This is a genomic window from Synechococcus sp. CS-1329, assembly GCF_025128055.1.
Lineage (GTDB): Bacteria > Cyanobacteriota > Cyanobacteriia > PCC-6307 > Cyanobiaceae > Regnicoccus_A.
On the sequence record NZ_JAHLYS010000045.1, the window covers coordinates 34,197 to 60,062 of the forward strand.

Consider the following 25,866-nt stretch of genomic DNA (forward strand, 5'->3'; position numbering starts at 1 on the left):
ACAGGTCTGCAAACTAGTTCATCTTTCCAGTCTTCGCCGCCGCCGCCCATGACTGCTTCAGGCGCCCCCCTCCTCCTGATCGGCCGCTCCGGTCAGGTGGCCTCTGCCTTGCGGCGCCTGGCTCCCCGGTTGCTGCCGGATCGGCCCTTGGTGGTGGCCTCCAGGCCTGAGCTGGATCTGGCGGCTCCAGCAGAGGCGCTCCGGCTCACCGTTGAGCAGCTGCTCGCCACGCACCAGCCGGCCCTGGTGCTTAATGCCGCGGCCTACACCGCCGTCGACAAGGCCGAGAGCGAAGCGGAGCTGGCGGCGGCCATCAACGGCACCGCGGTGGGTGTCCTGGCCCGCGCCTGCGCCGAGCGCTCCTTGCCCCTTTTTCATCTCTCCACCGACTACGTCTTCTCAGGCCGTGGCGAGCGCCCCTGGCGAGAAGATGATCCCACCGGCCCCCTGGGCGTCTATGGCAGCAGCAAGCTCGCCGGTGAGCAGGCGCTCCAGGCCGCCGGAGGCCAACACCTGCTGCTGCGCGTGAGCTGGGTGTTCGGGGTCGAGGGCGCCAACTTCGTGCGCACCATGCTGCGTCTGGGCGCCGAGCGGCCTGCCCTTTCGGTGGTGGCCGATCAGATCGGCGGTCCCACCAGCGCCGAAGCCATCGCCAGCACCTGGCTCAGCCTCGCCGAAGCAGCCGTGGCCAACCGCTCTCCCCTGGATCCAGCCCAGCCCTTCCCCTGGGGCACCTACCACTACGCCGGCGAGCCCGCCGTGAGCTGGCATGGTTTTGCCGAGGCGATCTTCAGCGAAGCCGTTGCCCTGGCGCTGCTGCCGCAGGCCCCCCAGCTCACGGCCATCCCCAGCAACGGCTACCCCACCCCAGCGCGGCGCCCCGCCAATTCCCGCCTGGATACCAGCCGGTTCCGTGCCGCCTTTGACCTCCCCCTGCCCCAGTGGCGCGAGGATCTACGCCGTTGCCTCCACTCATGGGCCTGATCCGTGCCCCCTTTCAGCTCTCCAACCCTTCCCAGGAGCAGCTGCAACCTGTCGAGGTGCAGGCCCTCGTGGACACGGGTGCCGTTCACCTCTGCATTCCTGAACATCTGGTGATCCAGTTGCAACTCCAGGAATTGGAGCGCCGCGAGGTCCTCCTGGCCGATGGTCGCCGGCGCAGTGTTCCCTATGTGGGGCCAGTGGAGGTCCGCTTCCGTAACCGCCGCTGCTTCACCGGGGCCCTCGTGCTCGGTGATGAAGTGCTGGTGGGGGCCATTCCCATGGAGGACATGGACCTCATCCTCAGACCTCAGCTTCAGTCGGTGGATGTGAACCCCGAAAGTCCCAACCTTCCACTTTCCCTGGCCAAATGACCCGCCATCTGCTGATCACCGGCGGCGCCGGTTTTATTGCCGGCAACCTTGTTCATCACTGGGCGGCCGCCCACCCCAACGACACCCTCGTGGTGCTCGATGCCCTCACCTATGCCGGCAACCGGGCCACCATCGAACCGCTGATCGCCGCCGGCCGCCTCAGCTTCGTGCACGGCAACATCAACGACCGCCCGCTGCTGGATCGGCTGCTGGCTGAGCACGCCATCACCCATGTGGCTCACCTGGCGGCCGAATCCCACGTGGATCGCTCGATCACAGGGCCTGGAGCGTTCCTGGCCACCAATGTCAACGGCACCTTCACCCTGCTGGAGGCCTTCCGCGCCCACTGGCAATCGGCTGATTCCCCCGGGCACTGGCGCTTCCTGCACGTGAGCACCGATGAAGTGTTCGGCAGCCTTGAGCCCAGTGATCCGCCCTTCAACGAAACCACCGCCTACAGCCCCCGCTCCCCCTACGCCGCCAGCAAGGCCGCCAGTGATCACCTCGCCCGCGCCTGGCAGCACACCTACGGCCTGCCGGTGCTGGTGAGCAACTGCTCCAACAACTACGGCCCTTATCACTTCCCCGAGAAGTTGATCCCGCTCACCTTGATCAACATCCTGCTGGGGCGCTCCATTCCCGTCTACGGCGATGGCTCCAATGTGCGCGACTGGCTCTACGTGGAAGATCACTGCCGCGCCCTGGAATCCGTGCTGCTCCGCGGTGAACCCGGCCGCACCTACTGCATCGGCGGTTGCAATGAAGTGGCCAACCTTGATCTGGTGCGGCTGCTCTGTGCCCTGATGGATGAACTGGCCCCCGAGCTGCCGATCCGCCCCAGCGAAGAACTGATCCGCTTCGTCAGCGATCGCCCCGGCCACGACCGCCGCTACGCCATCGATGCCTCCCTGATCCAGAACGAACTCGGCTGGCAGCCCCAGGTCACGGTGGAGCAGGGGCTGCGCCGCACCGTGGAGTGGTATCTCGCCCATCGCTCCTGGTGGCAGCCGCTGCTCTCCGATCAATACGCCAGCTACATGGAGCAGCAGTACGCCGCCAGGCTGGCTTGAACCCTCACCACTCCACCACCACCACTGAATTCAGCTCTGATGCAAGTCATTCCCCAGTCGATTCCTGAGGTGTTGCTGCTGCAGCCCAAGGTGTTCGGCGATGAGCGTGGCTTCTTTGTGGAAACCGCCCGCCAGAGCGTCCTCTCAGAAGCCGGTATTCCGCCGCTGCTGCAACACAACCAGTCGCGCTCCCGCTGTGGTGTGCTGCGCGGCCTGCATTACCAGCTGGTGCAACCCCAGGGGAAACTGGTGCGCTGCTCCCAGGGTTCCGTCTTCGATGTGGCGGTGGATGTGCGCCGGGGCTCCCCCAGCTTCGGCCAGTGGGTGGGCGCCATCCTCGACGACGTGACCCATCACCAGCTCTGGGTGCCGCCGGGTTTCGCCCATGGCTTTCTGGTGCTCTCCGCTGTAGCTGATTTCTGTTATCTCTGCTCCGATTACTACCATCCCCCCTCCGAGCAGGGCATCGCCTGGAATGATCCAGCCGTGGCCATCAGCTGGCCCCAGCTGCCCGCCGGCGGGCAGCCCCAGCTCTCAGCCAAGGACCTCGCCAATCCATTCCTGGCCCAGCAGAGCGTGGAGCGGCTGCCGCGTCTGGGCTGATTGATTCACAGCCTTCAGGGTTGATCGCCACCCTCTGGCCTGCGGCTGCGCCCCACACCCCAGCCCACCACAAAACCCACCAGCCCGCCGGCCAGCGCCCCCTGCAGCTGGAACATCTGCCGGCGAAAGCGCCAGGGCATCGCCCCCAGTTGCAGCCCGATCAGCACCGCCAGCGTCAGGCCCACCACCAGTCCGCCGCCGCCCACCATCCCCAGCAATCCGCCGCGCCGGCCGGGTGTTGGGGATGGGTTCGCTTCTGCGAGCTGATCCTTGTTCAGCTGCTTGGGGCCCATGGCTGGCAATCAGAGCTGCGGCTTCGGTTTACTCCAGTCCTTCCTCGTTGTCGTCGTTGTAGGCGTCGTCGTCGTCGGCGTCGGCGTCCGGCGGCCACTGCAGTTGCACCACCACCGGCGCATGGTCGCTGGGTTTGTCGTTGCCCCGCACGGCTTTGTGGATCAGGCAGCCGGTGGCGCGCTCCTGCAGCTCTTCAGAGAGATAGATGTGATCGATGCGCCAGCCGCTGTCGCGGTCCCAGGCGCCGCTGCGGTAGTCCCACCAGCTCCAGTGGCCGCGCTCGGGCTCGAACAGGCGGAACACATCGCTGAGGCGTCCCTCCAGCGCCTGGCCCAGGGCCTGACGTTCGGCGTCGCTGGCCATGATCCCGCCGCTGAGGCGCTCGGGGTCGTGGATGTCGCGGTCGTCGAGGGCGATGTTGAAATCACCCACCATGCAGAGGGGATCAGCGTCGGCGTCCTGGGCGTCGAGGTAGCGGCGCAGACAGGCCAGCCACTCCAATTTGTAGGCGTACTTCTCGGAGCGCAGGGCCGAGCCGTTGGGCACGTAGAGGTTGAGCACGCGCACCCCCTCGATCCGGGCACTGATCACGCGCTTCTGCTCCGCCAGCGCCAGCGCCGGGCCATCGCTCAGCACCGCGTCAAAGCCGATGCGCACATCCTCCAGCGGCAGCAGGCTGAGGATGGCCACTCCGTTGTAGGCCTTCTGGCCGCTGATCACCGCGCTGTAGCCCAGGGCCGTGAACGGCTCCAGCGGAAAGGATCCGTCCTCCACCTTGGTCTCCTGCAGGCAGAGCACCTCCGGCCTCTGTCGCTCCAGCCAGGCCAGCACCTGCTCCAGGCGGCTGCGCACGGAGTTCACATTCCAGGTGGCGATCTGCATGCCGCAACAATCAGCCACCGCTGGTGGCCCTTAGCATCAACGCACCATCTTCTCCCGTCGCACGCCTGCCATGGCCCGCCCCCTGGCCCTTGCGGCCCTTGCTCTGCTGACCCTGCCGCTGGTGGCCCAGAGCAGCCGCGCCCAGCCCAGCACCTTCGGCCAGTCGGTGCAGGAACAGCAGATCTACGACAACAGCCCCACCGGCCGCCCCAGCGGCGGAATCCTTGAATCGGGCAATCCGCTGGAGCTGATGAACAAGCTGCGCCGCAACAGCGCCATGGACAACGCCACCCAGCCCGACGACGCCATCGATCAGGCCATCAGGGCGCTGGAGGCCCAGGGGCCTTAGGCCGCCGCAGCGGCTCCAGGCCCCAGGCGGCCGCCACGTCATCCAGGCGGCTGTCGCTCTGATTCGGCTTCAGCCGGCGGGCGCGATCCAGCAGGTTCAGGGCCTCGTTGGTCTTTCCCTGCTGCTGACGCAGCATCGCCTGGGCCAGTAGCGGCCGCGGATCCTCCGGATGATCCAGCGTCAGCTGCCTGTAGAGGCCATCGGCGGCGGCGCTCTGACCCCGCCGTTGGCGCAGATCAGCCAGCAGCAGCCCCGTGCTCAGCGCCTTGGTACTGCCCTTTTTCTGGCTGGCCTGCTGGTGGGCCTTGCTCAGCAGCGCTTCGGCCTCCATTCCCCGGCCCTGCTCCAGCTGCAGCAGCGCCATCAGCTGCAGCGCTTCGATCCGGTCGGGCTTGAGGTTGAGCAGCTGCCGCACTTCCCGCTCGGCGCCGCTGAGGTCCTTCTGCTCGCGGCGCAGCTCCGCCAGCATCAGACGCAGGCCCCAGCGGCCGGGCTGCTGGTCGGCCATGCGCTCCAGCAGCACCGTGGCCTCAGCTTTGTCATCCAGGTTCAGCAGCAGTTGCAGCAGCCGCTGCTGCTGAGCCTCACTGGCCTGGCCCTGGCTCACCTCCGCCCGCAGGCGGGTGGCCTGCTTCTCCAGTTCCAGCCTGGAGGCATCCACGGCACGGCTGCCCAGGCTGCGCTGCCCCAGCCACCAGCCCGCCGTGAGCGAAACCGCCGCCACCGCCCCGGCGGCCAGCGCCAGCCATGGGCGTGAGCCGACGCCCACGGCAGCACTGGAGGGGCGGGGTGGCATCGATCCGGCACCGGAAGGCGTCAGTCTGGCCCCTGGTGCCCTGGCTAGATTGCGCCACGGGCCTCTGGTTGCCCCCACCACGATGCGTCAACACCCCATTTCCCCGGTCACCGAACCGCTGCAGTACCGGGCCATCGGCGTGGTGCGAGGCCAGTACGTGCCCACCGATCCCGAGCAGCTCACCCGCGGCCTGATCCGCACCGACGACGGCAGTGAGATCGACGCCGTCGTTCTCGGCCGGGTGCTCAGCCTGGTGCGCCGCCACCTCGACCTCGACCGCTCCCACCTCTGGGTGGTCTATCCCCGCTGCCGCGAACCCGGCGCCCTGCACCTGCAGATGGTGGGGGTGTGGGAACCGAGCACCCTCACGGAGCCGGAAGCCGAAGCTGAACTCGAAGCCGAGCCGGAAGCCGAAGCTCAGGTGGCACCCAGCAGCGATGGCCTGCCCGAGGGCGACGACTACTTCTCCGTGCGTGGCGAGCTCATCTACACCCGCCCCGACGCCAAGGAGCTGGTGGTGAAGGTGCGCCAGCGGGCCCGCCCCGATGGCAGCCGCCCCCAGCCCTTCAAGCTGCCCCTGCGCGGTGAGGTGCCCCTGGCCCACCTGCGCCATTTCGTTTCCCTCGACCTGCGCCGCCTCGGTCACCACCTGGAGCTGGAGCATTTCGATGTGATCGCTCCAGTGGCCCAGCGCGGCAACCGCGGCGGCAAAGGACGGCCTGAGCGGCCCGGCAGTGGCGGCTCCAGCGCTGCCCCCAGCGCTGGCTCCAGCGGCCCGAGGAGCTCTCACCGCAGCGCCGTCATCCGGCCGGGGGGCTGAGATGGAGCCCCGCCGCCAGCTCGGTGATGGGTCCTCCGCCGCCCTGCGGGTCGGTGCGGTGGTGGCTGGTGGCACCCTGCTGGCCGTGCTCGGCCCGGCCATGGGCCTCTCCCCCTGGTTGGTGGCCCTGGCCGCCGGCGGCGGGCTCACCGGGCTCACCGTCGATTCCTTTCGCTACGGCGGCCGGGGCGGCCACCTGCTGGCCGAAACCCTCCCCGGTGGGTTGGCGCGCCTGCGCCGCGTCGCCATCCATGAGGCCGGCCATGCGCTGGTGGCCGAGCAGGAGAACCTGCCGGTGAAGCAGGTGCTGGTGGGCAGCCTGGCCTGTCTGCGCGCCGGCATCGGCGCCAGCGGCAGCACCGAATTCGAGCCGCCCCAGCACGCCAAGCTCCCCCCCGAAGACCTGCGCCGCTGGAGCCGGGTGCTGCAGGCCGGCATGCTCGCCGAGCGCCTGCTCTACGACGACGCCCGCGGTGGCGCCGACGACCGCGCCCTGCTCGGTCGCCTCTGGGGCCTCTCCGGCTTCGATGTCGACACCGCCCAGCGGGAGCAGCGCCGCGCCCGCCGCGAGGTGGAGCAGCTGCTGCGCCGCCGCCAGGACGACCTGGAGGCCCGAGCCGAGCGGCTGCTGCAGGCTGCCCCCAGGCTGCTGCGCAGTGCCGCCTGAGCCCGATGCCGCTGGCCTATCTGGATTGCCCCACGGGCCTGGCCGGCGACATGCTCCTGGCCGCCCTGCTCGACCTGGGGCTGCCTGAGGCCGTGATCCATCGGCCCCTGGCCCAGCTGGGCCTGGAGGGCCGCTACCGCCTGCAGCACGCCGAGGCCCGCAGTGGCGGCCTGCGCGGGCGGCGCCTCACGGTCGAAACCCTTGAGGCCGATCCCCCCCACCGCTCCTGGGGCAGCCTGCGCCAGCTGATCGGCGACAGCGCCCTGGAGCCGCCCCTGCGCCAGCGGGTGCTGGCGGTGTTTGGCCTGTTGGCTGAGGCTGAGGGGGCCGTGCACGGCCAGCCTGCGGAGCAGGTGCACTTCCATGAGGTGGGTGCCCTCGATGCCCTCGTCGATGTGGTGGGCGTCTGCGCCGGTCTGCTGCACGTTCAGGTGGAGCGCCTGATCTGCGCCCCTCCCCCCGCCGGCCACGGCAGCGTTTCCACCGCCCACGGCCGCTTGCCCCTGCCGGCGCCGGCGGTGCTGGAGCTGGCCCGCCGCCGCTCCATTCCCCTGGCCAGCGCCGAGGGGTTTCCCGCCGGTGAACTCACCACCCCCACGGGCCTGGCCCTGATGGCCTGCTGGGCGGAGCGCTTCGCTGCCGCGCCAACCCTGGTGCCCCAGCAGGTGGGCATCGGTCTCGGCCACCGGGTGCTGGACCGCCCCAACCTGCTGCGCCTCTGGCTCGGAGCAGAGGTTGCCGGCGGCGGCCCCGGCCCTGAGGCCCTCTCGTCACCCCCACCCCCGGGTTCGCCCCAGCTGGAAACGGTGCTGCAGCAGCAGGCCCAGATCGATGACGCCAGCCCCGAAGACCTGGCCTTCCTGATCGAGGAACTGCGCGCCGCTGGTGCCCTGGAGGTGTTCAGCACCGCCATCGCCATGAAGAAGGGTCGCCAGGGGCTGCTGCTCACCGTGCTGGCCTGGCCCGATCAGGCCGCCGCCCTGCGTGAGATCTGGTGGCGCCACAGCAGCAGCCTCGGCCTGCGCGAGCAGCTGCAGCAGCGCTGGGCCCTGCCCCGCCGCAGCCACCACCTGACCACAGCCCTGGGGGAGGTGCGGGTGAAGCTGGCCGGCACCGCGGGCAGCCCACCCCGCCACAAGGCCGAACACGACGACCTCGCTGCGCTGGCCCGCCGCCATGGCCTCAGCCTCGCCCAGGTGCGTCAGGTGGTGGCCGAGGCCATGGCCGGCGCCGGCGCCATCGCCAACGACAATGGGCCCGCTTCGCCGGAACTCAGCTGATGCCAGCCCCCCAGCAGCTGTTCTCGTCGCTGGTGGCGCCTCTGCAGCGCCTCAAGCGCTTGCCGCGGCTGCCGCCCTGGCTGCGCCTTCCCGGTGGGGCCCGCTTCTGGGTGACGCTGCTGAGCCTGGGCTTTCTGCTGGCGGCCCTCAGGGGCAATACCGAGCAACTGCTGGCCCAGCGCCTCGACCCCCAGGGCTGGCTCTGGCTGGTGATCGGCGTGGGGCTGAGCCTGCTCAGCCTGGTGGTCAACGGCTTCGGCTGGGCCGTGGGCCTGCGCTGGTTCCGCCTGCAGCCCCGCTGGGGCCTGAGCGTGCGCGCCTACCTGGCCACCAACCTGCTCAAGTATCTCCCCGGTGGCATCTGGCACCTGGCGGAGCGGGTGCGGCTGCTGGGCCAGACCGACCGCCTGCTGTCTGGGCCCACGCCGTCGCTGGCCACACCCCTGGCCCTGGCGGCCACGCTGCTGGATCCCCTTCTTGCCGCCAGCGCCGCCCTGGCGATCGCGGCGGCGGCGGGCTGGCGGGAGGGCTGGCCGCTGCTGGGGCTGCTGCCCCTGCTGCTGCTGGTGCCGCGCTGGTTCCAGCCGCTGCTGCAGCGCCTCGAGCGCAGGCGCGAGCGTCAACTGGCCCTGCCGCCCCAGGATCCAGCGGTGCCCGCTCTCCAGCTGCAGCTGCCCGGCTATCCGCTGCTGCCGTTGCTGGTGCTGGCCCTGTTCGTGCTGCTGCGCTTCGGGGGGTTTGCCGCCTGCGTGCTGGCCTTTGATCAGCAGCTCTCGCTGCCCTGGACCGCCTGGCTGCTGGGCTTTGCCCTGGCCTGGACGGCGGGGCTGGTGGTGCCCGGCGCCCCCGGTGGACTGGGCGTGTTCGAAGCGGTGCTGCTGCTGCAGCTGGGCGGCCAGCTGGCGGAAGCGCCGCTGCTGGCGGTGGCGCTGAGCTACCGGCTGGTGGCCACCGCCGCTGATCTGCTGGCGGCGCTCACGGCCCGGCTGGATACGGCCATCGATCGGCCGCGCCGCAGCGCTCCCCCTGCCCAGGCCTGAGCTGACGCTTCGCAATTACGGCATCAGTTGAGAAGAGCGGGTTAGATTTGCCGCTGTTGTAGGGGGTGATCCGCTGCCATCCCGATCGCCAGCCACACCAGCGCTCACGGCACCGGCCACCGAGCTGCGCTCCAGCCTGCACGGCCGGGGCCAGCGGCTCACGCCCCAGCGCCAGAAGGTGCTCTCCCTGTTCGAGCGCATCGGTGAGGGCAGCCACCTCAGCGCCGAGGAGGTGCACCAGCGCCTGCTGCGGGCGGAGGAGCGGGTGTCTCTGGCCACGGTGTACCGCAGCCTGCGCCTGCTCAGCTCCATGGAGCTGCTGCGGGAACTGGAGCTGCCGGAGGGGGGCCGCCGCTTCGAGCTGGCCAGCGATGGCCACCGCGATCACCACCATCTGGTCTGTGTGGGCTGCGGCCGCACCGAGGAATTCGAGAGCAGCGTGGTGCTCGATGAGGGCCGTCAGGCCGCCGGCAGCCACGGCTTCCGCCTGATCGAGTGCGTGCTCAACGTGCGGGCCCTCTGTCCTCGCTGCGCGTCCGCCGAACCCTCCTGAAGCGGGCCTCCATTCCCGTGGGCTGCGCCAGCCCCAGTTGCTGGTCGGCCCAGTGGGCGGTGAGGGCAGCGAGCAGGGAGGCGCGATCGCCATGGACTCTGAGCATCGCAACAGTGCGGCAACGGGCCCAAGGCTGAATCGGCCCGCGGCCCCTGCCTGGCCTCTTGGGCACCGGGGCGGGAGCCCAAAGGCACATCTGGCGGCCCCATTCACCACCGGCGCCTGGGTTTTCCTTGCAACAAACATTGTTATTGAGAATCGATTGCAAAAGGGCGCCCCTGCTGTTTAGATTGCGAGTCATTCGCAATAGTGACGGTTCCGTGAGCTTCCGTTTTCTGCCCGATCAGCCCCTCTCCTGCGTGCGGATGCCGGCCGGCCAGACCGTGCTGCTCGATCCAGCCCTGCGCCCCGGCGGCAGTTCCATCGAGGTGCTCGAAGGCATCGCCCGCGTCTACTGCCCCTGCGAGGAAACCGAAGGCATGACCCTGGCCTTCCTTCAGCCCGGCGACCAGCTGCGCACCGACCGCCTCTGCAGCGAAGGTGTCTGCGTCGAAGCCCTCACCCCCCTCTGCTTCCGCTCCGAAACCGAGGTCGCCAGCGACGGTGGCTTCGATCCCGTCAACGAATGGACCCTGCAGCTGCTGCGCATTCGTCACCTCGGCTCGGCCGAGCAGCGGCTCCATGCCCTCTTCGGTCTGCTGGTGCGCCGCCTCGGCCGCCGCTGCGGCCCCTGGTGCAACCTGCCCTTCCGCCTCACCCACGAGCGCATCGGTGAACTGATCGGCACCACCCGCGTCACCACCACCCGGCTGATCTCACGCATCCGCCAGGCCCAGCTGCTGGAGGCCCCCGCCGGCGAATCGACCCTGCGTCTGGCCCCCTCTCTGGTGGAGTCGGCTCCCCTGGCCGCCGCCTGATCCCGCTGCTCCCCTGCCCGCCCGCCGCCGGCTGGGAGCTGGTGGCTCAAGGCGTGCTGCCCTTCAGGGCCGCCGATGGCCGCAGCCTGGGCGGCTTCTCCGCCGCCGCCGTCGATCCAGGTGATGGCAGCCTCTGGCTGCTCAGCGACCGCGCAGAGCCCGAGCTGGTGCCCATCTGGGATCTCTCCGGGCTGGGCCAGCGGCCCCTGCGCCTGGGGGAGCCCCTGCCCCTGCGCGACGCCAACGGCGATCCCCTGGCGGCCCCCCTCGATGGCGAGGGCCTGGTGCTCGATGGCGACGACCTCTGGATCGTGAGCGAGGAGCGGCGCAGCCCCCAGCGCCCCGCTCAGCTGCTGCGCTTCGATCGCCGCAGCGGCCGGCTGCGCCAGGCCCTGCCGCTGCCGCAGCCCTGGCGGGCCGCCCCCGGCCAGGGCCTGGCCGCCAACTTCGGGCCCGAGTCCCTCACCCGCCTGCCGGGTTCACCCCTCAGCCTGCTGCTGGCGGCGGAGCGCCCCTTGCTCCAGGACCGCCGCGATCTGCTGCGCCTGCTGGAGCACGGCCCCGGCGGCTTCCGCCCCGTGGGCTCCCTGCGCCTGCCCCTGCCCGGCCCCCTCTGGGGACTCACCGAGCTGCTCGCTCCCCCCGGCGGCGGCCTGCTGGGCCTGGTGCGGGGCTTCGAGCCGCCCGCCAGCTGGTGGGCCCAGCTGCTGCAGCTGCCTGCGCCGGGACCGGCCGGAACCGTGCAGCAGCCCCTGGCCCGCTGGGATCTGCTGGCCATCGGTCTGCCCCCCGACAACTGGGAGGGCCTGGCCCTGGGGGCGCCCCTGGCCGATGGCCGCCCCACCCTGCTGCTGGTGAGCGACGACAACTTCAATCCGCTGCAGGCCAACCGCCTGGCCCGCCTGGCTCCGCGCCGGCAGGCCGGCTGCCGCGAGGGCTCAGTCGCGGCTTTCGAGGGTGGGGATCAGAGCCAGTGAGGCCACCAGGCCCAGGGCCATGATCACCAGCGCCGGCGCCATCGCCGCCCCCACCCGCTCATCGCTGGCGTACTGGAACACCCGCACCGCCAGGGTGTCGAAATCGAAGGGGCGCAGCGAGAGGGTGAGCGGCAGTTCCTTGACCACATCCACGAACACCATCAGCGCCCCCACCAGCACCGGGCCGCGCAGCAGCGGCAGATGCACCCGCCGCAGCACCTGGGTCCAGCTGCAGCCCAGGGAGGTGGCCGATTCATCGATGCTGGGGGGAATCCGCTCCAGGCCGGCGTCGAGCCCCTGCTTGGACACGGCCATGAAGCGCACCCCGTAGCCCCAGATCAGCAGCAGCAAGGGGCTGAGGGCCAAGGGACCCCCCAGCAGCATCAGCCCCAGGGCCATCACGCTGCCGGGCACCGCATAGCCCATTCCCGCCACGAAACTGAGCTGGCGCACCGCCAGCCGTGGGCTCCAGCGGCGAATGATCGACAGCAGCAGCGCCGCCAGCGCCGTCAGCAGGGTGGCCACCAGCGCCAGGCCGAGGCTGCGGCCCGCCAGCACCAGCTGCTCCATCAGCGGTTCATCCAGCAGGTTGCGCCAGCCCTCGGCCACCCACACCAGCGGAATCGCCAGGGCCAGCAGCGGCGGCAGCGCCGAGATCACCTGGGCCAGCAGGGCCCGCCAGCCGCTGAGCACGTAGGCCTGGGCCTCGGCATTGGCATGACCCAGAGTCCAGCGGCGGCTGCGCCGGCGCAGGGAGCGCTCGGCCGCCACCAGCACCAGCACGATCGCCAGGGCCATCAGCGACAACAGCGCCGCCCCGCGGGGATCCCCCTCCACCTGCCAGCGATCGAGGATGCCCGCCGAGAGGCTGGGCACCCCCAGCAGCCGCACCGCCCCCAGCTCGTTCACCACCTCCATGGCGCTCAGGGCCACGCCGGCGCCGATGGCCGGCAGGGCGATCGGCAGCGCCACCCGCCGGAACGCCTGCCAGGGGCCCACCCCCAGGCTGCGGCTGGCCTCCAGCAGCTGGCCGCCGGTGATCGAGAAGCTCTCGGTGCTCAGCAGGAACACATAGGTGTAGTTCGCCAGGCTGAGCAGCAGCACCGCCCAGCCCAGCCCATGGATCCGCAGGCCGTGGCTGCTGCCCCAGTCGATCAAGCTGGCGGCCAGCAGATAGGCCGGAAACGCCAGGGGCAGCAGCTGGGCGATGCGCAGCCAGCGGCGGCCGGGGAAGCGGCAGGCGGCCGTGAGCCAGCCAATGGTGGTGCCGACCACCGCCCCGCACACCCCTTCCCCCAGCACCAGCAGCAGGGTGCCGCGGATCTGATCGGCGCCATCAAAACCCAGCCCCAGGCCGCCCTCCGCCGCCGGCTGGAGGACGGCATCGCGCAGCAGGGCCGCCAGCGGCAGCAGCGCCAGCACGCCGATCACCACCACCACGGCGGTGAGGGCAGGCCGCTGAGAGCTGCTGACGCGATTCAGCGGTGTGGAGGCCAGCAGGGTCACTTCCAGCCCGTTTCCACCATCAGCGCGCTGGCCTCACGGTTGCCGCGGGCCAGTTGGTCGGCGCTCACAGGCGAGGCCTCGAAGGTTCCGAAGCCACTGAGAATGGCATTGTCGCCGAATCCCTTGAGCGGATATTCGAAGTTGGCGGCGGCATAGCCCTTGCCGGAGCTGGGGGAAGCCAGAAATTCAATCAGCTGGGTGGCCGCTTCCGGATTCCTGGCATGGCGGGTGACACCGGCGGCGGTGATGTTCACGTGGGTGGGTTTGGGAAAAACCACGGTCACCTTCTCAGCCAGGGCCCGGTCCTCGGGCTTGGACTGATCCGAGAGCATGCGGGCCAGGTAGTACTGATTCGCCACCGTCACGCCGCACTCACCGCGGCCGAGCGCCCGCAGCATCGGCGTGTCGCTGGTGAAGAAGGGGGTCTTCACATTCGCCACCAGACCCTGCAGCCAGGTGGTGGTGGCGGCGGTGCCCTTCTGCTCCAGGATGTCGGCCACCAGCGACTGGTTGTAGACGCTGGCGCGGTTGCGCAGGCAGAGCTTGTCCTTGAGATCAGGATTGGTCAGATCGGCATAGCTTCCCAGGCTGGTGGGATCCACCAGCGCCGAATTCACCATGATCGGGCGGGCCCGGCGGGTGAGGGCGAACCAGCTGCCGTCCGGGTCGCGCAGATTGGCGGGCACGTCGCGGTTGAGGGCCTCGGAGTTGATCGGCTGGAACAGCTCCTCCTGGCGGGCCCGCTGGATGCGGGCGGCGTCCACCAGCACCAGCACATCGGCGGGGCTGTTCTGGCCTTCGCTCTTGAGGCGCACGATCAATTCATCGTCTTTGCCCTCCAGCAGATTCACCTTGATGCCGGTCTTGGCCGTGAACTGCTTGTAGAGCTCCTTGTCGGTGTTGTAGTGGCGGCCGGAATAGACATTGACCTCCTGGCCTGAGCCGGAACCACTGCCCTCGGCGCCGTCGTTGTCGGCCTTTTCAGCGTTGCCGCAGCCCGTGAGCAGAGCCAGCCACAGGGCTCCGCCAAGGGCCAAAGCCCGGGAGCGGTAGCGGATGGGGCGGAGCTGGGTCATGGTTGAAGGGATGACGAGCAGGCAACGTACGGAGCCAGGCAGGGGCCCCTGCGTTCAATTGCTTCCAGTTGGTGTGACATCTGCTACCCCCAATCAGCTGGCTGCGTTGATCAGCGCCCTCTCCCGCCCCGGGGCCTACCCCGAGGAGGCCTGGGCAGGTCTGCCCACTGAGCGGCGGCGGGTGCAGCTGATCCACACCCACATCAGCGTGGTCTTCCTCACTGAAGGGCGTGCCTTCAAGCTCAAGAAGCCTCTCTGCTTCTGGGGTCTGCTCGATTACGGCAACCCCGGCCTGCGGCTGCACTGGTGCCGCGAGGAGGTGCGCCTCAACCGCCGTCTGGCCCCTGATCTCTATCTCGGTGTGGCGCCCGTGCTGCAGCTCGCCGGCGGCGAGCTGGCCATCGGTGCCCTCGGCGAGGAGCTGGAGGGGGCTGAGCACGTGGTGGTGATGCGCCGCTTCGCCGAAGCCGACACCCTCGCGGCGCGCCTGGCGGCCGGCCACGTCAGCGACGGTGAGCTGCAGGCCCTGGGCCAGCGCCTCGCCCGCTTCCACGATCACCACCCCCTGGAAGCGGAGCTGGCCGAAGGCGCCGACCAGCGCTTCGCGGCGGTGCTGCGCAACAACGTGCGCGCCACCCGCCGCTCGGTGCCGCAGCTGTTCCCTGCCGTGGTGCACGGGCTGCTGGTGAGTGCCCTGGCCCTGGCCCTGCGCCACAGCCGCAGGCTGCTGCGCCAGCGGCTGGCGGCGGGTCAGGCGGTGGATGGCCACGGCGATCTGCGCCTGGAGCACGTGCTGCTGGAGCCGGAGCTGGCGGTGGTGGATGGGGTGGAGTTCAACGCCGATCTGCGCCAGGTGGATCGCGCCTCCGACCTGGCCTTCCTGCTGATGGACCTGCAGGCGGCGGGTCACGGCAACCGCAGCGGCGCCCTGCTGGCCGGCTACGGAGCGGAGATCGAGCCGGCTGTGCTGCAGCTCTTCTGCGCCTACCGCGCCCATGTGCGGGCCAAGGTGGAGGCCGCCACCAGCGGCGAGGAGGAGGTCCCCGGTCCCCAGCGCCAGGCCGCCGAGGCGATGGCGCGGCGCTACCTCAGCCTGGCCCTGGCCTGCGCCAGCAGTGGGCTGCAGCCGCCGGCGCTGGTGCTGCTCCATGGCGTCTCCGGCAGCGGCAAAAGCCACCTGGCCAGCCGCCTGGCCCCCTGGCTGCAGGCCGATCACCAGCGCAGCGACCTGATCCGCAAAGGCCTCTACGGACTGAGCCCCCTGCAGCGCCCCTCAGCCGACCAGCGCCAGAGCCTCTACGGCCCCGAGGCCCATCAGCGCACGGAGGAGGCCCTGCTCGCCGCCGCCGCCGCCAGCCTGGCCCGGGGCCAGTGGGTGCTGCTCGATGCCACCCACCTCAGGGCCGCCAGCCGTGAGCGCGCCCGCCAGCTGGCCCTCAGCCACGGGGCGGTGCCGCTGCTGCTGGAACTGAAGGCCGATCAGGCCCTGCTGCAGCAGCGGCTGCAGCGGCGCGAGCGCCTCGATGACGACCCCAGCGACGCCGATCTGGCGGTGCTGCTGGATCAGCAGCGCACGGCCGAGCCCCTCAGCGCCAGCGAGCGGCAGGGCCATCTGCTGGTGCACTCCCACCCAGGCCTCGACGACTCGGCGGTGCTGATGGAGCTGTGGCAGAGCTGGGGCCGGTCGCTGCAGGGTCAACCCTGATTCCCGCTTCAGCCCCCGGGGCCCGCTTCAGCTGCCGATCCAGTGGGCGCAGAGCTGGCGCTGGTGGGGGCGGCGGCGGTGCTCCCACAGGTAGATGGCCTGCCAGGTGCCCAGCAGCAACCGGCCCCGATCGAACGAGAAGCTGAGGCTGGTGGCGGTGAGAGCCGTGCGGATGTGGGCCGGCATGTCATCGGATCCCTCGTCGTCGTGGACCCAGGCGCGCAGGGGCCCGTCACCGCTGATGGGACGCACCCCTTCCTCGGGCACCAGGGCCTGCAGATAGGCCGCCAGATCCTGCAGCACCCGCGGATCGGCGTTCTCATTGACGGTGAGGCTGCAGCTCGAATGCAACACGCTCAGGTGCAGCACCCCCTGCTGCAGACCGCTGGCCGTCAGGCAGGCCCTGAGCTCTTTGGTCAGGTCGTGGAAGCCTTCGCCGCTGGTGCTGAGCTCAAGCCGGTCGAGGTGCTGACGCAGCATCGGGATCGAAGGATCAAGGATGGATCAGAGGTGGCCCAGAGGTGGCCCAGAGGTGGCTCAAGACCTGATCGGGGAGTGGCCTGTGAGTCTCCCTTGAGTCGCGTCTTGTTGCAGAGCCGGGCCCGGCGCCAGCCCTTCAGTAGGCCCGTCAAACCTAGGCTCATCTCACCCAACTCAGGCCCCCGGCCATGCCCTCTGCTGCGTCATCCGCCTCTCCACGCCCCCGCTGGCTGCTGCTCAGCCTGGCTGTGCCGCTGGCGGTCGCGGGCCTCGGCGCACCGGTCCAGGCCCAGAAGGTGGTGCCCAAGCTCAGGGACATGTGTCCCCTGGGCTACGTCGATCTCTTCAACGGCCAGTGCAGCACCCTCGGGGCCACCACCTATGCGGTCACGCCCACCAGTGGAGAGGCCTGCCCCTCCGGCTGGATGAACGTGGGCGGCGGCTACTGCCGGCGCAAGTGAGCCGGTGCCAGCGAGTCCCGGCCGCTCAGGGCAGCTCGTCGAGGTGCCAGTTCACCAGCCCCTGGCACACCGCCATCACGGCGGCCTGGGCCCGTCCTGTGGCCCCCAGCTTCTGAAAGGCTGATTTGAGGTGGCTGCGCACCGTTTCCACCGACAGGTGCAGCTGGGCGGCGATCTGAGCGTTCTGATAGCCCCGCACCACCCGCTCCAGCACCTCCAGTTCCCGCACGCTCAGCCCCGGGCCCGTGGGCGCCAGGCTGCTGCGGCAGGCCAGGGCCAGCAGATCCCTCAACTGCGGCTCCATGTAGAAGCCACCGCCGAGCACGGCCCGGGTGGCCGCCACCAGATGGCCGAAGCCCACCCCCTGATCGGCGCAGATGCCGTCGCAATGAACCTCCAGCGCCGCGCGCACCAAGGGCGGCGATTCCTCCTCCAGAAACAGCAGACAGCGCAGCTGCGGGTGCAGGGCCTTGGCGCGCCGCACCAGCTCCAGACCGCTGCCTGGGCGCAGGGGATGGGTCACGAACAGCAGCTGGGGCTGACGCCTGCTCAACAGCTCCAGCCCCTCGTTCTCACTGGTGGCGAAGCCGAACCACTGGCAGCGATCACCGATCACCCCGGTGAGCAGCGAGATCACCAGCCGCCGGCCACTGACCACCATCAGGCTCCGGCTCGCCAGCAGCTCCATCACCTCCTGGCGGGATTGCGCCGCCCGCTCCAGAAACCCAGCCGCTCCATCCGCGTCGACGCTGCCCATGGGTCTGGCCTCCCTCTGCCCTCAGTAGTAACGACGGGGGTTCTGGCGGATGGCCAGCTGCACCTCCAGCAGGAACAGCACCAGACCAACGATCAGCGCGATCATCGCCAGCACGAACACCGGCACGACGATGGCGGCCAGGTCCAGCGCCGCCACGGCACTGATGAACATCACCGCCACCACCCCTGCCACCAGCAGAGCGGTGATGGTGGTGAAGAGGATGGCGCGGTTGATCAGAAAGGTGCGGCGGCGCTGCACCTCCAGGGCTCCGCGCAGGCGCTTGGCCTGGGCCAGATCACCGCGCTCCATCGCCTCTTGAATGAAGCGGGTGCGATCGATGATCCGTGCCAGCCGCGTGCTGAACGTGCCGATCAGGCCGGAGATGCTCGTGAGCAGAAACACCGGCGCCACCGAGAGCTGGATCGCTTTGGAGAGGCCGGCCACAGCCGACTCCCCGCCAAGAGTGCCCCTGGTGATGATCTCGGCCAGCAGCATGGACATGGAGCCCGCCCCTGAGGCCAACAGGACGGGCCTACAGGCTGCAAGTTAGCGAGATCGCGCCATAAAACCACAGCTGAGAAAGGGCTCGGTCAGGATCAGCGAAGGCTGCAACTCCGGCTCAGCCGCACCTGAGGCCATGACCACGATTCTCTGCCACTACGACGGTGATCTGCGCTGCAGGGCCAGCCATGGTCCCTCCGGCTCCCAGCTCAGCACCGATGCCCCCACCGACAACCAGGGTCTGGGCGAGCACTTCTCCCCCACCGATCTGGTGGCCACGGCCCTGGCCACCTGCATCCTGACGATCATGGGGATCGTGGCCGAGCGCCACAGCCTCCCGCTGCAGGGCTGCACGGCCCGGGTGGAAAAAACCATGACCAGCGGCGGAGTCCGCCAGATCGAGCGGCTCGAGGTCTGGCTGACCCTGCCGGCTGAGCTCACAGCGGAGCAGGTCCGGCTGCTGCAGCGCGCCGCCGAGGGCTGCCCGGTGAAGCGCAGCCTCGAGGCCTCGGTGGCCATGGAGCTGCACTGGCAGACGCTCGGCTCAGCGGTGGCCTGAGGCGCCTCGCCGGCTTCCGCTGGCCTGCGCGCCATGCTTGGGCCCACCACACCACAGCCGTTCCATGCCTCAGCCGGCTCAGGCCCTTGGGCGCCTGCGTGAGCACCTGCACCAGACCCGGCTGCTCGGCTCCATCAGCAGCGCCATCTACTACGACCAGAACACGGTGATGCCACCGGCCGGAGCCGACTGGCGGGGTCAGCAGCTGGCCCTCCTGGCGAGTCAGCTGCACGAGCGCCAGAGCAGCGACAGGTATGCCGACCTGGTGGCAGCAGCTGAAGCCGAATCCGAATCTGACGCTGAACCCGCAGCAGAGGATCCAGCTGTTCCCAGGCGGCGGCGGCGGAACCTGCAGCTGCTGCGCCAGGAGCTGGAGCGCCAGCGCAGCCTCGATCCCCAGCTGGTGGCCTCCCTGGCCATGGCCCAGTCCCGGGGCAATGCCGTCTGGCAGGAGGCGCGACGCCGCAATGAGTTCGCTGGTTTTGCGCCGGCGCTCGAGCAGTTGCTGCAGCTGCGGCGCGAGCAGGCCGCCCAGCTGGCGCCGATCGAGCCGGCCGCTCGCAGTCCCTGGGAGATCCTGGCCCAGCCCTTTGAGCCGGGCGTCAGCAAAGCCCGCCTCCAGGAGCTGTTCACGCCCCTGAGCGCAGGGATTCCGCCGCTGCTGGAGCGGGTGCTGGCCGCCAGCGGATCCAGCAACGGCACACCCCCGGCCGCAGAACTTCCCGAAGCGCTCCAGGAGAGCCTCTGCGCCGAGCTGCTGGAGAGCTGGGGCTACGACCCAGTCCGCTGCCAGCGCTCGCGCTCGGCCCATCCCTTCTCCTGCACCCTCGGCCCGGCCGACTACCGCATCACCACCCGGGTGGTGCCGGGCCAGCCCTTTTCCGCCTTCCTGGCCACCGCCCACGAATGGGGCCACTCCCTCTATGAGCAGGGGCTGCCCCGCGGCGACGACCACTACTTCCCCTGGCCCCTGGGCGAGGCCACCTCGATGGGGGTGCACGAATCGCAGTCGCTGTTCTGGGAGTGCCGGGTGGCGCGCAGCCAGGCCTTCGCGGGCCGCTGGCATCCGCGCTTCGCCCAGGGCCTGGGCGCTGATCCCTGGGGCGGAACTCACGCCTTCTGGCGGGGGCTGAACCCGATGCGGCCGGGCCTGATCCGGGTGGAGGCCGATGAGCTCACCTATGCCCTGCACATCGTGTTGCGCTTCGAGCTGGAGCTGGCCCTGGTGGAGCAGGGGCTGCCGGTGGCGGAGTTGCCCGAGCTCTGGAACCGGCGCATGGGCGAGCTGCTGGGCCTCACACCCCAGGGCGATGCCGAGGGTTGCCTGCAGGACATCCACTGGGCCGAAGGCCTGTTCGGCTACTTCCCCTCCTATGCCCTCGGCCACCTGATCAGTGCCCAATTGGCCGAAACGATGGAGCGGCAGCTCGGACCGATCGAAGCGGTGGTGGGCGCCGGTGAGGAGCAGCGCCTGCAGCAGTGGCTGGGGGAGCAGGTCTGGCCCCTGGGCCGCAGCGTCGATGGCGAGGAGCTGGTGGCCCAGGTGAGCGGGGCGCCCCTGAGCGCCGGCCCGTTTCTGCGCCACCTCGAAGGCAAGGTGGATCGACTGCTGGAGAGCGCCTGAGCGGGCGGAGGCAACCTGCCGGCCTGGCGTCCGTAAGATGCCGCCGCAGCCGCTTCGCACCGCCCCATGGCGAACATCGACCACGCCCCCAGCCGCACCATGCTCAACCTGCTGCATGTGCTGCCGGCGTTTGCCGATGAGGCCGAATTGCGACTGAATGCGATCGTCGAGCTCAACTCGATGACGATCAACAAGTACGAGCTGATCACCGAAACCGGCCATCTCAAGCTCGACCGGGTCGGCTACTCCTCGCTGTCCTATCCCTTCGCCTACGGCTGCATCCCCCGCACCTGGGATGAGGACGGTGACCCGCTGGACATCGAAATTGTCGGCGTCACCGAACCGCTGGTGCCCGGCAGCCTTGTCGAAGCGCGAATCATCGGCATCATGACCTTCGACGACGGTGGCGAGGTGGACGACAAGGTGATCGCTGTGCTCGCCGATGACAAGCGCATGGATCACATCACCAGCTACGAGCAGCTGGGCGCCCACTGGCTCAAGGAAACCCAGTACTACTGGGAGCACTACAAAGACCTGAAGAAGCCCGGCACCTGCAAGGTGAATGGCTATCTCAACACCCAGGAAGCCGTGCGGATCGTCAAGGAGTGCGAGGCCCGCTATCTCGAGCAAATTGACGCCAAACTGGTGAACTGAACCGCACCCTGCGGCCGTCGCCCCCATCCACAGCCCCGATTCACCGCATGCGCCCCACCCATTCCCGTCCGCTGCTGACCCCCGCCGGTCTGGCCGCCGGTCTGTTCGCCGGCCTCGCCACCCTCGGCTCCGCCGGGGCGCTCTCGGCACTGGCCAGTGGCAGCGGCATCATCACCCCCACCGCCCCGATCCCCAGCGCGCCGGCCACGGCTCCTCCGGCCATCGGCAGCCCGGCAGCGGTGCTCCAGGCGCCGCCCCCGGCCCCGGCCCCGGCTGCGGCCCTTGATCCCGCCCCCCCCGCGGCGGCTCCGGTGAGCAACTCCAGGATCCTGCTGGCCCTGGGCAAGCGTGAGATCCGCCTGGAGCGCAACGGCAAGGTCTATGGCCCCTGGCCGGTGGCGATCGGTGATCCCGCCACCCCCACCCCGGTGGGCACCTTCAACGTGATCAACAAGGTGATCAATCCCCAGTACGTCAGCACCAAGTCAGGCCAGAAGAAAGGGGTGATCGGCCCCAATGGTCCCCTCGGCGATCGCTGGATCGGCTTCAATATCAAGGGCCTCAACCAGTACGGCATCCATGGCACCCCCAACGCCTGGGCCTGGACCGTGAGCTCCCGCGCCGCGGTCACCAACGGCTGCGTGCGCATGTTCCACGAGCACGTGCGCGAGCTCTTCGACAAGGTCGACGTGGGCACCCCCCTGGTGGTGGTGAAGTGAGCTGAAGGCCGCTGAGCTCAGCGGTGCAGCCGGCGGGCGAGGGCCCTGGCCATGCCATCCCGGCTGGCCATCCCCCGCAGCGCCTGGGCCGGCAGACCACTGTTGGGCAAACCGGCAGGCAGCTGGCTCGGCCCCGGCCCACCGAGCGCAAAGACCGGCACCTGCCGTAATCCATTGGGCACCAGCTGATCCTCCAGCTGGGCCAGGTTGGCCACATCCGGCAACCAGAGCAGATCCGAGCGGCGGCAGTCCTCCAGAGGCAGGGCCTCGCCGCCGTGGCCGGCGCTGATCACCCGTTGCAGGTCGATCAGAGTCACCACACCGATCACCCAGCCGTCGCGCTGCACCACCAGGCAGTGGCCGTGGGCTTCGATCAGCAGCCCCAGGGCCTCCCGGGCCGGGGTGCTGGCCGGCAGCAGCAGCGGGGCCTCCGCCTCCAGGGCCTCCAGCACCGGCAGAGAGGCCAGCTCCTGCCGCCGCTCCTCCTCCACCGGATCCGGCCCCAGCAGGCCCGGATCCGCCAGTCCCTGCCAGCGCTCCACCAGCACGGCACTGAGGCCGGTGGCGGCCATCAGCGGCAGCACGATGCGGATGTCGTGGGTGAGCTCGAACAGCAGCAGCAGCGCCGTCAGGGGTGCCCTGGCACTGCCCGCCAGCACGGCCGCCATGCCCACCATCGCGTAGGCCGGCGGTTCCGCCACCGGCAGGCCGAAGCCGCCATCCCCCAGCAGCTGACCGTAGAGATTGCCCAGCACAGCCCCCAGGAACAGGGCGGGCGCGAAGCCACCGCCCACGAAGCCGGTGGCATTGCTCAGGCCCGTGGCCAGCAGCTTCACCAGCAGCAGGGCCGCCAGGGAGGTGAGGGCCACTCCGCCCTCACTGCCGAGCAGGGCCTCGATCGTGTCGTAGCCCACCCCCAGCACCTGGGGAAAGCCCAGGGCCAGCACGCCCACCGCCAGGCCACCGAGGCCATTGACCAGCCACAGGGGCAGGCGGGCGAACCAGCGCTGCACCGGTTCACTGCGCCCGGCCGCCAGCAGGCTCACCAGCGCCCACGACATCAGGCTGGCCACCAGGCCCAGACCCAGGTAGAGCGGCAACTCCAGCGGAGAGCGCACCTCATAGGCCGGCAGGCGGAAGATCGGCTCATCGCCCAGGCACAGCTGGGTCACCAGCGAGGACGTCACCGCCGCCACCAGCACCGCCCGCAGGCTGGGCCGTCCCGGGATGGTGCTGTAGGCCCCTTCAAAGGCAAAGAACACCCCAGCGATCGGGGCCTTGAATCCGGCCGCCAGCCCGGCCGCCACGCCCGCCGCCACCAGGGCCTTCTGCGATTCGGGCGGCAGCCGCCCCTTCAGCCCCACCCACAGACCGAGGTTGCCGCCGCTCTCCACGCTCGGCCCCTCAGGGCCCAGCGAAGCGCCACTGCCCAGGCTGAGGGAGGCCGCCACCAGCCGCAGGGCCGGCAGTCGCGGCAGGGCCGGCGCCGCCCCGTCGGCCATGGCCATCAGGCTGGGCAGGCTGGGGCCCAGGTCGCGGCCCAGCTGGCGCAGCAGCCCCACGGCCACGCCCCCCAGCAGGGGGGCGATCACCACGGGCCAGGAGACCAGCCATCCGGCCGGTCCGATCGCTGGCAGCGGGGTGGGCTCAGGCAGGGGAACCGGCGGCGGCGGCAGAAAGCCGATGCCCCCCAGGCCGAGCTGCAGAAGAGCCCTCAGGGGAGTGCCTGAATCTGGATCCGGGGCGCTGAACACCTCCACCGAGGCCGGATCCAGCTGGGGCGGACCCACCAGCTGCAGCACCCACTCCACCAGGGTGCCGAACAGGAAATTGTTGATGAACCCCAGCAGATAGTGGAAGCCCACCACCGCCACGCCGGTGAGGATGCCCACCAGCCCGGCCCAGGCCAGCAGGCTCCACTGCAGCGGCAGCCCGCGGCTGTCGGCCTCCAGCGGGGCACCCTCCGGAGCTGAACCCAGCGGAGAGGCTGTGCTGCCTGCCTCAGGCTTCGGGCCTGACCTCTGCAAAAATCTCCTCCAGAATCTCGCCGGCGCCCTGGCTGCGCAGCAGATGGGCGAGGCTGAGGCCGATCGCTTCGGGATCCTGCTGGGGGCCCCGGGCCTCGTCCCGGATCAGGCGCAGACCATCGAGGCTGGCCACCATGCCCGTGAGCACCAGCTCTTCGCCCTCAAAGCGGCTGTTCACACCGATCGGCACCTGGCAACCACCCTCCAGCTGGCGCAGGAAGGCCCGCTCCGCCAGACAGCGGCGGGAGGTGGGGGTGTGCTCCAGTGCCTTGATCAGCTCCAGCACCGCGCTGTCGCCCTGGCGGCATTCGATCCCCAGGGCCCCCTGGCCCACCGCATGCAGGGAGATCGAGGGGTCGATCAGTGCGTCGATGCGCTGGCCCAGACCCAGGCGTCCGAGGCCGGCGGCCGCCAGGATCAGGCAGTCGTAGTCGCCGGAATCCAGCTTCTCGAGGCGGGTGATCACGTTGCCGCGCACATCCTTGAACTGGAAGTGGGGGAAGTGATGGCGCAACTGGGCCAGGCGCCGCAGCGAGCTGGTGCCCACCACGCTGCCCTCGGGCAGGGTGGCCAGGCTGCAGCCGCGGTGGCGCTCGTGCAGCACCAGCGCATCGGCGGGATCTTCGCGCTCGGAGATGCAGCCGAGCATCAGCCCTTCGGGCAGGTTGGTGGGCAGGTCCTTGAGGCTGTGGACGGCGATGTCGGCCCTGTCCAGCAGCATCTGGGCCTCCAGTTCCTTGGTGAACAGGCCCTTGTCGCCGATCTTGGCGAGGGCCACATCCAGGATCTTGTCCCCCTGGGTGGCCATCGCTTCGATGCTGATCTCCAGGTCGGGGTGGGCCTTGGTGAGTTCATCCCGCACCCAGTGGGTCTGCACCATCGCCAGCTGGCTGCGGCGGGAGGCGATGCGCAGAGTGGTGCCAGCCATCAATCGATTCCTCAGCCCGGCCGCGTGGCCGTTGAACAGCGGTCAAGCCTAAGGACCGGTCGGCCGCTCCCCGGCCAGAACAGGCTGCACCGTGATCAGCCGAAAAAGTCGAGGGGCAATGGCCCCCAGGTGCCGGTGGCCTCCGGCTGGCTTTCGCTTTGCCCGCCGATCAGCAGTCCTTCCCCCAGGCCGGCCTCGGCCCGCAGCAGAAAGCGACCGGTGCGCTGATTGCCCTTGAGGAACACCGGCCCCTCCACCAGAGCCTCGCTGTCGGCCTGCAGCGGACTCAGGCCCTGGGCGGCCTCAAAAGATCTCAGGGCCTGGATCGCCACCTGGGCCGACGGGGCCATGACGCCCACCGTGAACCAGTCGCAGGCCGCCAGGCGCCCCTTCAGCTCCTCGAGCAGGGCCTGGCGCTGGGCCCCGTCGAGGCTGGGGGCCCCGTGCGCAGACCCAGCAGGCTGGTGAGATCCACCGCCGCTGGAGCGCTGCCGCCAGGCTGATCAGCGGGGATGGGGGCATTGGAGGCTGGGGTGCTGCTGATGCTCATGACGGCCTGCTGGGGGCTCAGCCACTCTGACGGCCCGCGCAGAAGCGCAGGCTGGTGAGGCAGATGCTCAACCAGATGAAGCCCACCGCTGCCCCGGCGACGATGTCGGTGAGCCAGTGCACGCGGCAGTAGAGGGTGCTGATCCAGATCAGCGCCACCCAGAGGGCTGAGCCCAGCAACAACGGCCGGCGCAGCTGGGGATAACGCTCCGAGAGGATGGTGTACATCAGGAAATAGAACACCACCGCCCCGGCGGCATGGCCACTGGGGAAGCTGCGGCCGATCACCTCCACCAGCCGGCCCAGGGGCCGGGCGCGATCGAACTGGGGTTTCAACCAGCGATCCACGATCAAAAGGATTCCACTGGTGCTGATCGCCAGCCAGATCAGCTGGTTCCACGAGCGCTTGATCAGCAGAAAGATCAGGGCCGCCATCACCAGCATCGCCGTGAACTGGGTGCCGCTGAGCTGATACACCACCACCAGAACGCGACCCAGGCCCTCGGGGATGCGCTCGGCCAGCCACACCAGCACGGCCTCATCGAAGACCGGTTTCTCCTGGGTGAGCACCAGCTGCTCGATCAGGATCACCACCAGGGCCGCCAGGCCGCAGAGCAGCAGCCGCAGCGGCCCGAACAACTCAAACCAGCGGCGGATGGCGGCTGGGCTCGGGGCGCGGAAAATCGGGGATTGGGTTCGGATCAAGTGACCAGCCGA

General features: G+C 69.8%; 31 protein-coding genes. 18 read left to right on the forward strand and 13 right to left on the reverse strand.

The features are described 5' to 3' along the window. The first annotated feature begins 48 nt into the window (after positions 1-48). From rfbD to rfbC, 4 genes are read left to right on the forward strand one after another with little or no spacing between them, the layout of a single operon-like run. Complete coding sequence (rfbD, locus tag KQ304_RS11925; RefSeq protein WP_259737283.1) at positions 49-984, forward strand: dTDP-4-dehydrorhamnose reductase; 936 nt, start codon at positions 49-51, stop codon at positions 982-984. After that, a complete protein-coding gene (locus KQ304_RS11930; protein ID WP_259737284.1) occupies positions 975-1,355 on the forward strand; it encodes a clan AA aspartic protease in 381 nt (126 codons plus the stop codon). Before rfbD ends, KQ304_RS11930 begins: the two co-directional genes overlap by 10 nt. Beyond that, on the forward strand, positions 1,352-2,425 hold the full coding sequence (gene rfbB, locus KQ304_RS11935) for a dTDP-glucose 4,6-dehydratase (RefSeq protein ID WP_259737285.1): 1,074 nt from the start codon (positions 1,352-1,354) through the stop codon (positions 2,423-2,425). The genes KQ304_RS11930 and rfbB overlap by 4 nt, the downstream gene beginning before the upstream one ends. A 39-nt stretch (positions 2,426-2,464) precedes the next feature. Continuing rightward, positions 2,465-3,028 (forward strand): dTDP-4-dehydrorhamnose 3,5-epimerase, encoded by a 564-nt coding sequence (gene rfbC, locus KQ304_RS11940; protein WP_259737286.1) that lies wholly within the window; start codon positions 2,465-2,467, stop codon positions 3,026-3,028. A 14-nt stretch (positions 3,029-3,042) separates the two neighbouring features. On the opposite strand, the gene KQ304_RS11945 is transcribed toward rfbC, so the two are convergent. After that, positions 3,043-3,321: a hypothetical protein gene (locus KQ304_RS11945; RefSeq protein WP_259737287.1), complete on the reverse strand. Its 279-nt coding sequence runs from the start codon at positions 3,319-3,321 to the stop codon at positions 3,043-3,045. Positions 3,322-3,349: 28 nt separating this feature from the next. Next, complete coding sequence (xth, locus tag KQ304_RS11950; RefSeq protein WP_259737288.1) at positions 3,350-4,204, reverse strand: exodeoxyribonuclease III; 855 nt, start codon at positions 4,202-4,204, stop codon at positions 3,350-3,352. Between the two features lie 70 nt (positions 4,205-4,274). Here xth and KQ304_RS11955 point away from each other — a divergent pair, with 70 nt between their 5' ends. Beyond that, entirely contained in the window at positions 4,275-4,553 is a 279-nt protein-coding gene (locus KQ304_RS11955) for a hypothetical protein (RefSeq protein WP_259737289.1), read from the forward strand. Here the strand turns inward: KQ304_RS11955 and KQ304_RS11960 are convergent. Then, a complete protein-coding gene (locus KQ304_RS11960; RefSeq protein WP_259737290.1) occupies positions 4,525-5,277 on the reverse strand; it encodes a lipopolysaccharide assembly protein LapB in 753 nt (250 codons plus the stop codon). The genes KQ304_RS11955 and KQ304_RS11960 overlap by 29 nt on opposite strands. A 154-nt stretch (positions 5,278-5,431) precedes the next feature. Between KQ304_RS11960 and KQ304_RS11965 the strand changes: the two genes are divergently transcribed. The 7 genes from KQ304_RS11965 (at position 5,432) to KQ304_RS11995 (ending at position 11,603) form a co-directional block, all read left to right on the forward strand. Further along, a complete protein-coding gene (locus tag KQ304_RS11965; RefSeq protein WP_259737396.1) occupies positions 5,432-6,169 on the forward strand; it encodes a hypothetical protein in 738 nt (245 codons plus the stop codon). A 1-nt stretch (position 6,170) separates the two neighbouring features. Then, entirely contained in the window at positions 6,171-6,836 is a 666-nt protein-coding gene (locus tag KQ304_RS11970; protein WP_259737291.1) for a hypothetical protein, read from the forward strand. A gap of 5 nt (positions 6,837-6,841) precedes the next feature. Next, complete coding sequence (gene larC, locus KQ304_RS11975; RefSeq protein ID WP_259737292.1) at positions 6,842-8,116, forward strand: nickel pincer cofactor biosynthesis protein LarC; 1,275 nt, start codon at positions 6,842-6,844, stop codon at positions 8,114-8,116. Then, positions 8,116-9,156 carry a lysylphosphatidylglycerol synthase domain-containing protein gene (locus KQ304_RS11980; protein WP_259737293.1) on the forward strand — a complete coding sequence of 347 codons (1,041 nt, stop codon included), beginning with the start codon at positions 8,116-8,118 and terminating at the stop codon, positions 9,154-9,156. Before larC ends, KQ304_RS11980 begins: the two co-directional genes overlap by 1 nt. A 73-nt stretch (positions 9,157-9,229) precedes the next feature. Next, the gene (locus KQ304_RS11985; protein ID WP_259737397.1) at positions 9,230-9,709 is read left to right on the forward strand and encodes a Fur family transcriptional regulator; all 480 of its coding nucleotides are present in this window, start codon (positions 9,230-9,232) and stop codon (positions 9,707-9,709) included. A 320-nt stretch (positions 9,710-10,029) separates the two neighbouring features. Beyond that, positions 10,030-10,626 carry a Crp/Fnr family transcriptional regulator gene (locus KQ304_RS11990; RefSeq protein WP_259737294.1) on the forward strand — a complete coding sequence of 199 codons (597 nt, stop codon included), beginning with the start codon at positions 10,030-10,032 and terminating at the stop codon, positions 10,624-10,626. Positions 10,627-10,679: 53 nt separating this feature from the next. After that, positions 10,680-11,603, forward strand: a complete 924-nt coding sequence (locus tag KQ304_RS11995) for an esterase-like activity of phytase family protein (protein ID WP_259737295.1) — start codon at positions 10,680-10,682, stop codon at positions 11,601-11,603. Here the strand turns inward: KQ304_RS11995 and KQ304_RS12000 are convergent. Continuing rightward, entirely contained in the window at positions 11,565-13,109 is a 1,545-nt protein-coding gene (locus KQ304_RS12000; protein WP_259737296.1) for an iron ABC transporter permease, read from the reverse strand. The genes KQ304_RS11995 and KQ304_RS12000 overlap by 39 nt on opposite strands. Continuing rightward, a complete protein-coding gene (locus tag KQ304_RS12005; RefSeq protein WP_259737297.1) occupies positions 13,106-14,185 on the reverse strand; it encodes an extracellular solute-binding protein in 1,080 nt (359 codons plus the stop codon). Before KQ304_RS12005 ends, KQ304_RS12000 begins: the two co-directional genes overlap by 4 nt. 73 nt (positions 14,186-14,258) lie before the next feature. Here KQ304_RS12005 and KQ304_RS12010 point away from each other — a divergent pair, with 73 nt between their 5' ends. Then, the gene (locus tag KQ304_RS12010; RefSeq protein ID WP_259737298.1) at positions 14,259-15,890 is read left to right on the forward strand and encodes a bifunctional aminoglycoside phosphotransferase/ATP-binding protein; all 1,632 of its coding nucleotides are present in this window, start codon (positions 14,259-14,261) and stop codon (positions 15,888-15,890) included. Positions 15,891-15,917: 27 nt separating this feature from the next. Here the strand turns inward: KQ304_RS12010 and KQ304_RS12015 are convergent, their stop codons facing one another. Further along, positions 15,918-16,370 (reverse strand): secondary thiamine-phosphate synthase enzyme YjbQ, encoded by a 453-nt coding sequence (locus KQ304_RS12015; protein ID WP_259737299.1) that lies wholly within the window; start codon positions 16,368-16,370, stop codon positions 15,918-15,920. A 188-nt stretch (positions 16,371-16,558) separates the two neighbouring features. On the opposite strand from KQ304_RS12015, the gene KQ304_RS12020 reads away from it, so the two are divergent. After that, positions 16,559-16,831: a hypothetical protein gene (locus KQ304_RS12020; RefSeq protein ID WP_259737300.1), complete on the forward strand. Its 273-nt coding sequence runs from the start codon at positions 16,559-16,561 to the stop codon at positions 16,829-16,831. 25 nt (positions 16,832-16,856) lie between these two features. On the opposite strand, the gene KQ304_RS12025 is transcribed toward KQ304_RS12020, so the two are convergent. Together KQ304_RS12025 and KQ304_RS12030 are read right to left on the reverse strand one after the other, a co-directional pair. Further along, complete coding sequence (locus tag KQ304_RS12025; protein ID WP_259737301.1) at positions 16,857-17,588, reverse strand: response regulator transcription factor; 732 nt, start codon at positions 17,586-17,588, stop codon at positions 16,857-16,859. Positions 17,589-17,609: 21 nt separating this feature from the next. After that, on the reverse strand, positions 17,610-18,089 hold the full coding sequence (locus KQ304_RS12030) for a DUF2721 domain-containing protein (protein WP_311133907.1): 480 nt from the start codon (positions 18,087-18,089) through the stop codon (positions 17,610-17,612). 136 nt (positions 18,090-18,225) lie between these two features. Between KQ304_RS12030 and KQ304_RS12035 the strand changes: the two genes are divergently transcribed. The 4 genes from KQ304_RS12035 (at position 18,226) to KQ304_RS12050 (ending at position 21,645) form a co-directional block, all read left to right on the forward strand. After that, positions 18,226-18,648: an OsmC family protein gene (locus KQ304_RS12035; protein WP_259737302.1), complete on the forward strand. Its 423-nt coding sequence runs from the start codon at positions 18,226-18,228 to the stop codon at positions 18,646-18,648. Between the two features lie 64 nt (positions 18,649-18,712). Beyond that, a complete protein-coding gene (locus KQ304_RS12040; RefSeq protein ID WP_259737303.1) occupies positions 18,713-20,272 on the forward strand; it encodes a carboxypeptidase M32 in 1,560 nt (519 codons plus the stop codon). A 66-nt stretch (positions 20,273-20,338) separates the two neighbouring features. Beyond that, the gene (locus KQ304_RS12045) at positions 20,339-20,926 is read left to right on the forward strand and encodes an inorganic diphosphatase (RefSeq protein WP_259737304.1); all 588 of its coding nucleotides are present in this window, start codon (positions 20,339-20,341) and stop codon (positions 20,924-20,926) included. Positions 20,927-20,973: 47 nt separating this feature from the next. Then, positions 20,974-21,645 carry a L,D-transpeptidase gene (locus KQ304_RS12050; protein ID WP_259737305.1) on the forward strand — a complete coding sequence of 224 codons (672 nt, stop codon included), beginning with the start codon at positions 20,974-20,976 and terminating at the stop codon, positions 21,643-21,645. A 17-nt stretch (positions 21,646-21,662) separates the two neighbouring features. Here the strand turns inward: KQ304_RS12050 and KQ304_RS12055 are convergent, their stop codons facing one another. From KQ304_RS12055 to KQ304_RS12075, 5 genes are all read right to left on the reverse strand, one after another. Continuing rightward, entirely contained in the window at positions 21,663-23,672 is a 2,010-nt protein-coding gene (locus tag KQ304_RS12055) for a chloride channel protein (protein ID WP_311133908.1), read from the reverse strand. Next, positions 23,647-24,600 carry a hydroxymethylbilane synthase gene (gene hemC / locus KQ304_RS12065; RefSeq protein ID WP_259737306.1) on the reverse strand — a complete coding sequence of 318 codons (954 nt, stop codon included), beginning with the start codon at positions 24,598-24,600 and terminating at the stop codon, positions 23,647-23,649. Before hemC ends, KQ304_RS12055 begins: the two co-directional genes overlap by 26 nt. A gap of 95 nt (positions 24,601-24,695) precedes the next feature. Next, on the reverse strand, positions 24,696-25,007 hold the full coding sequence (locus KQ304_RS12070) for a DUF1824 family protein (protein WP_311133915.1): 312 nt from the start codon (positions 25,005-25,007) through the stop codon (positions 24,696-24,698). Next, on the reverse strand, positions 24,992-25,150 hold the full coding sequence (locus tag KQ304_RS13700; RefSeq protein WP_311133909.1) for a hypothetical protein: 159 nt from the start codon (positions 25,148-25,150) through the stop codon (positions 24,992-24,994). The genes KQ304_RS12070 and KQ304_RS13700 overlap by 16 nt, the downstream gene beginning before the upstream one ends. A gap of 17 nt (positions 25,151-25,167) precedes the next feature. Then, positions 25,168-25,854, reverse strand: a complete 687-nt coding sequence (locus KQ304_RS12075) for a phosphatase PAP2 family protein (protein ID WP_259737307.1) — start codon at positions 25,852-25,854, stop codon at positions 25,168-25,170. Positions 25,855-25,866: the final 12 nt, after the last annotated feature.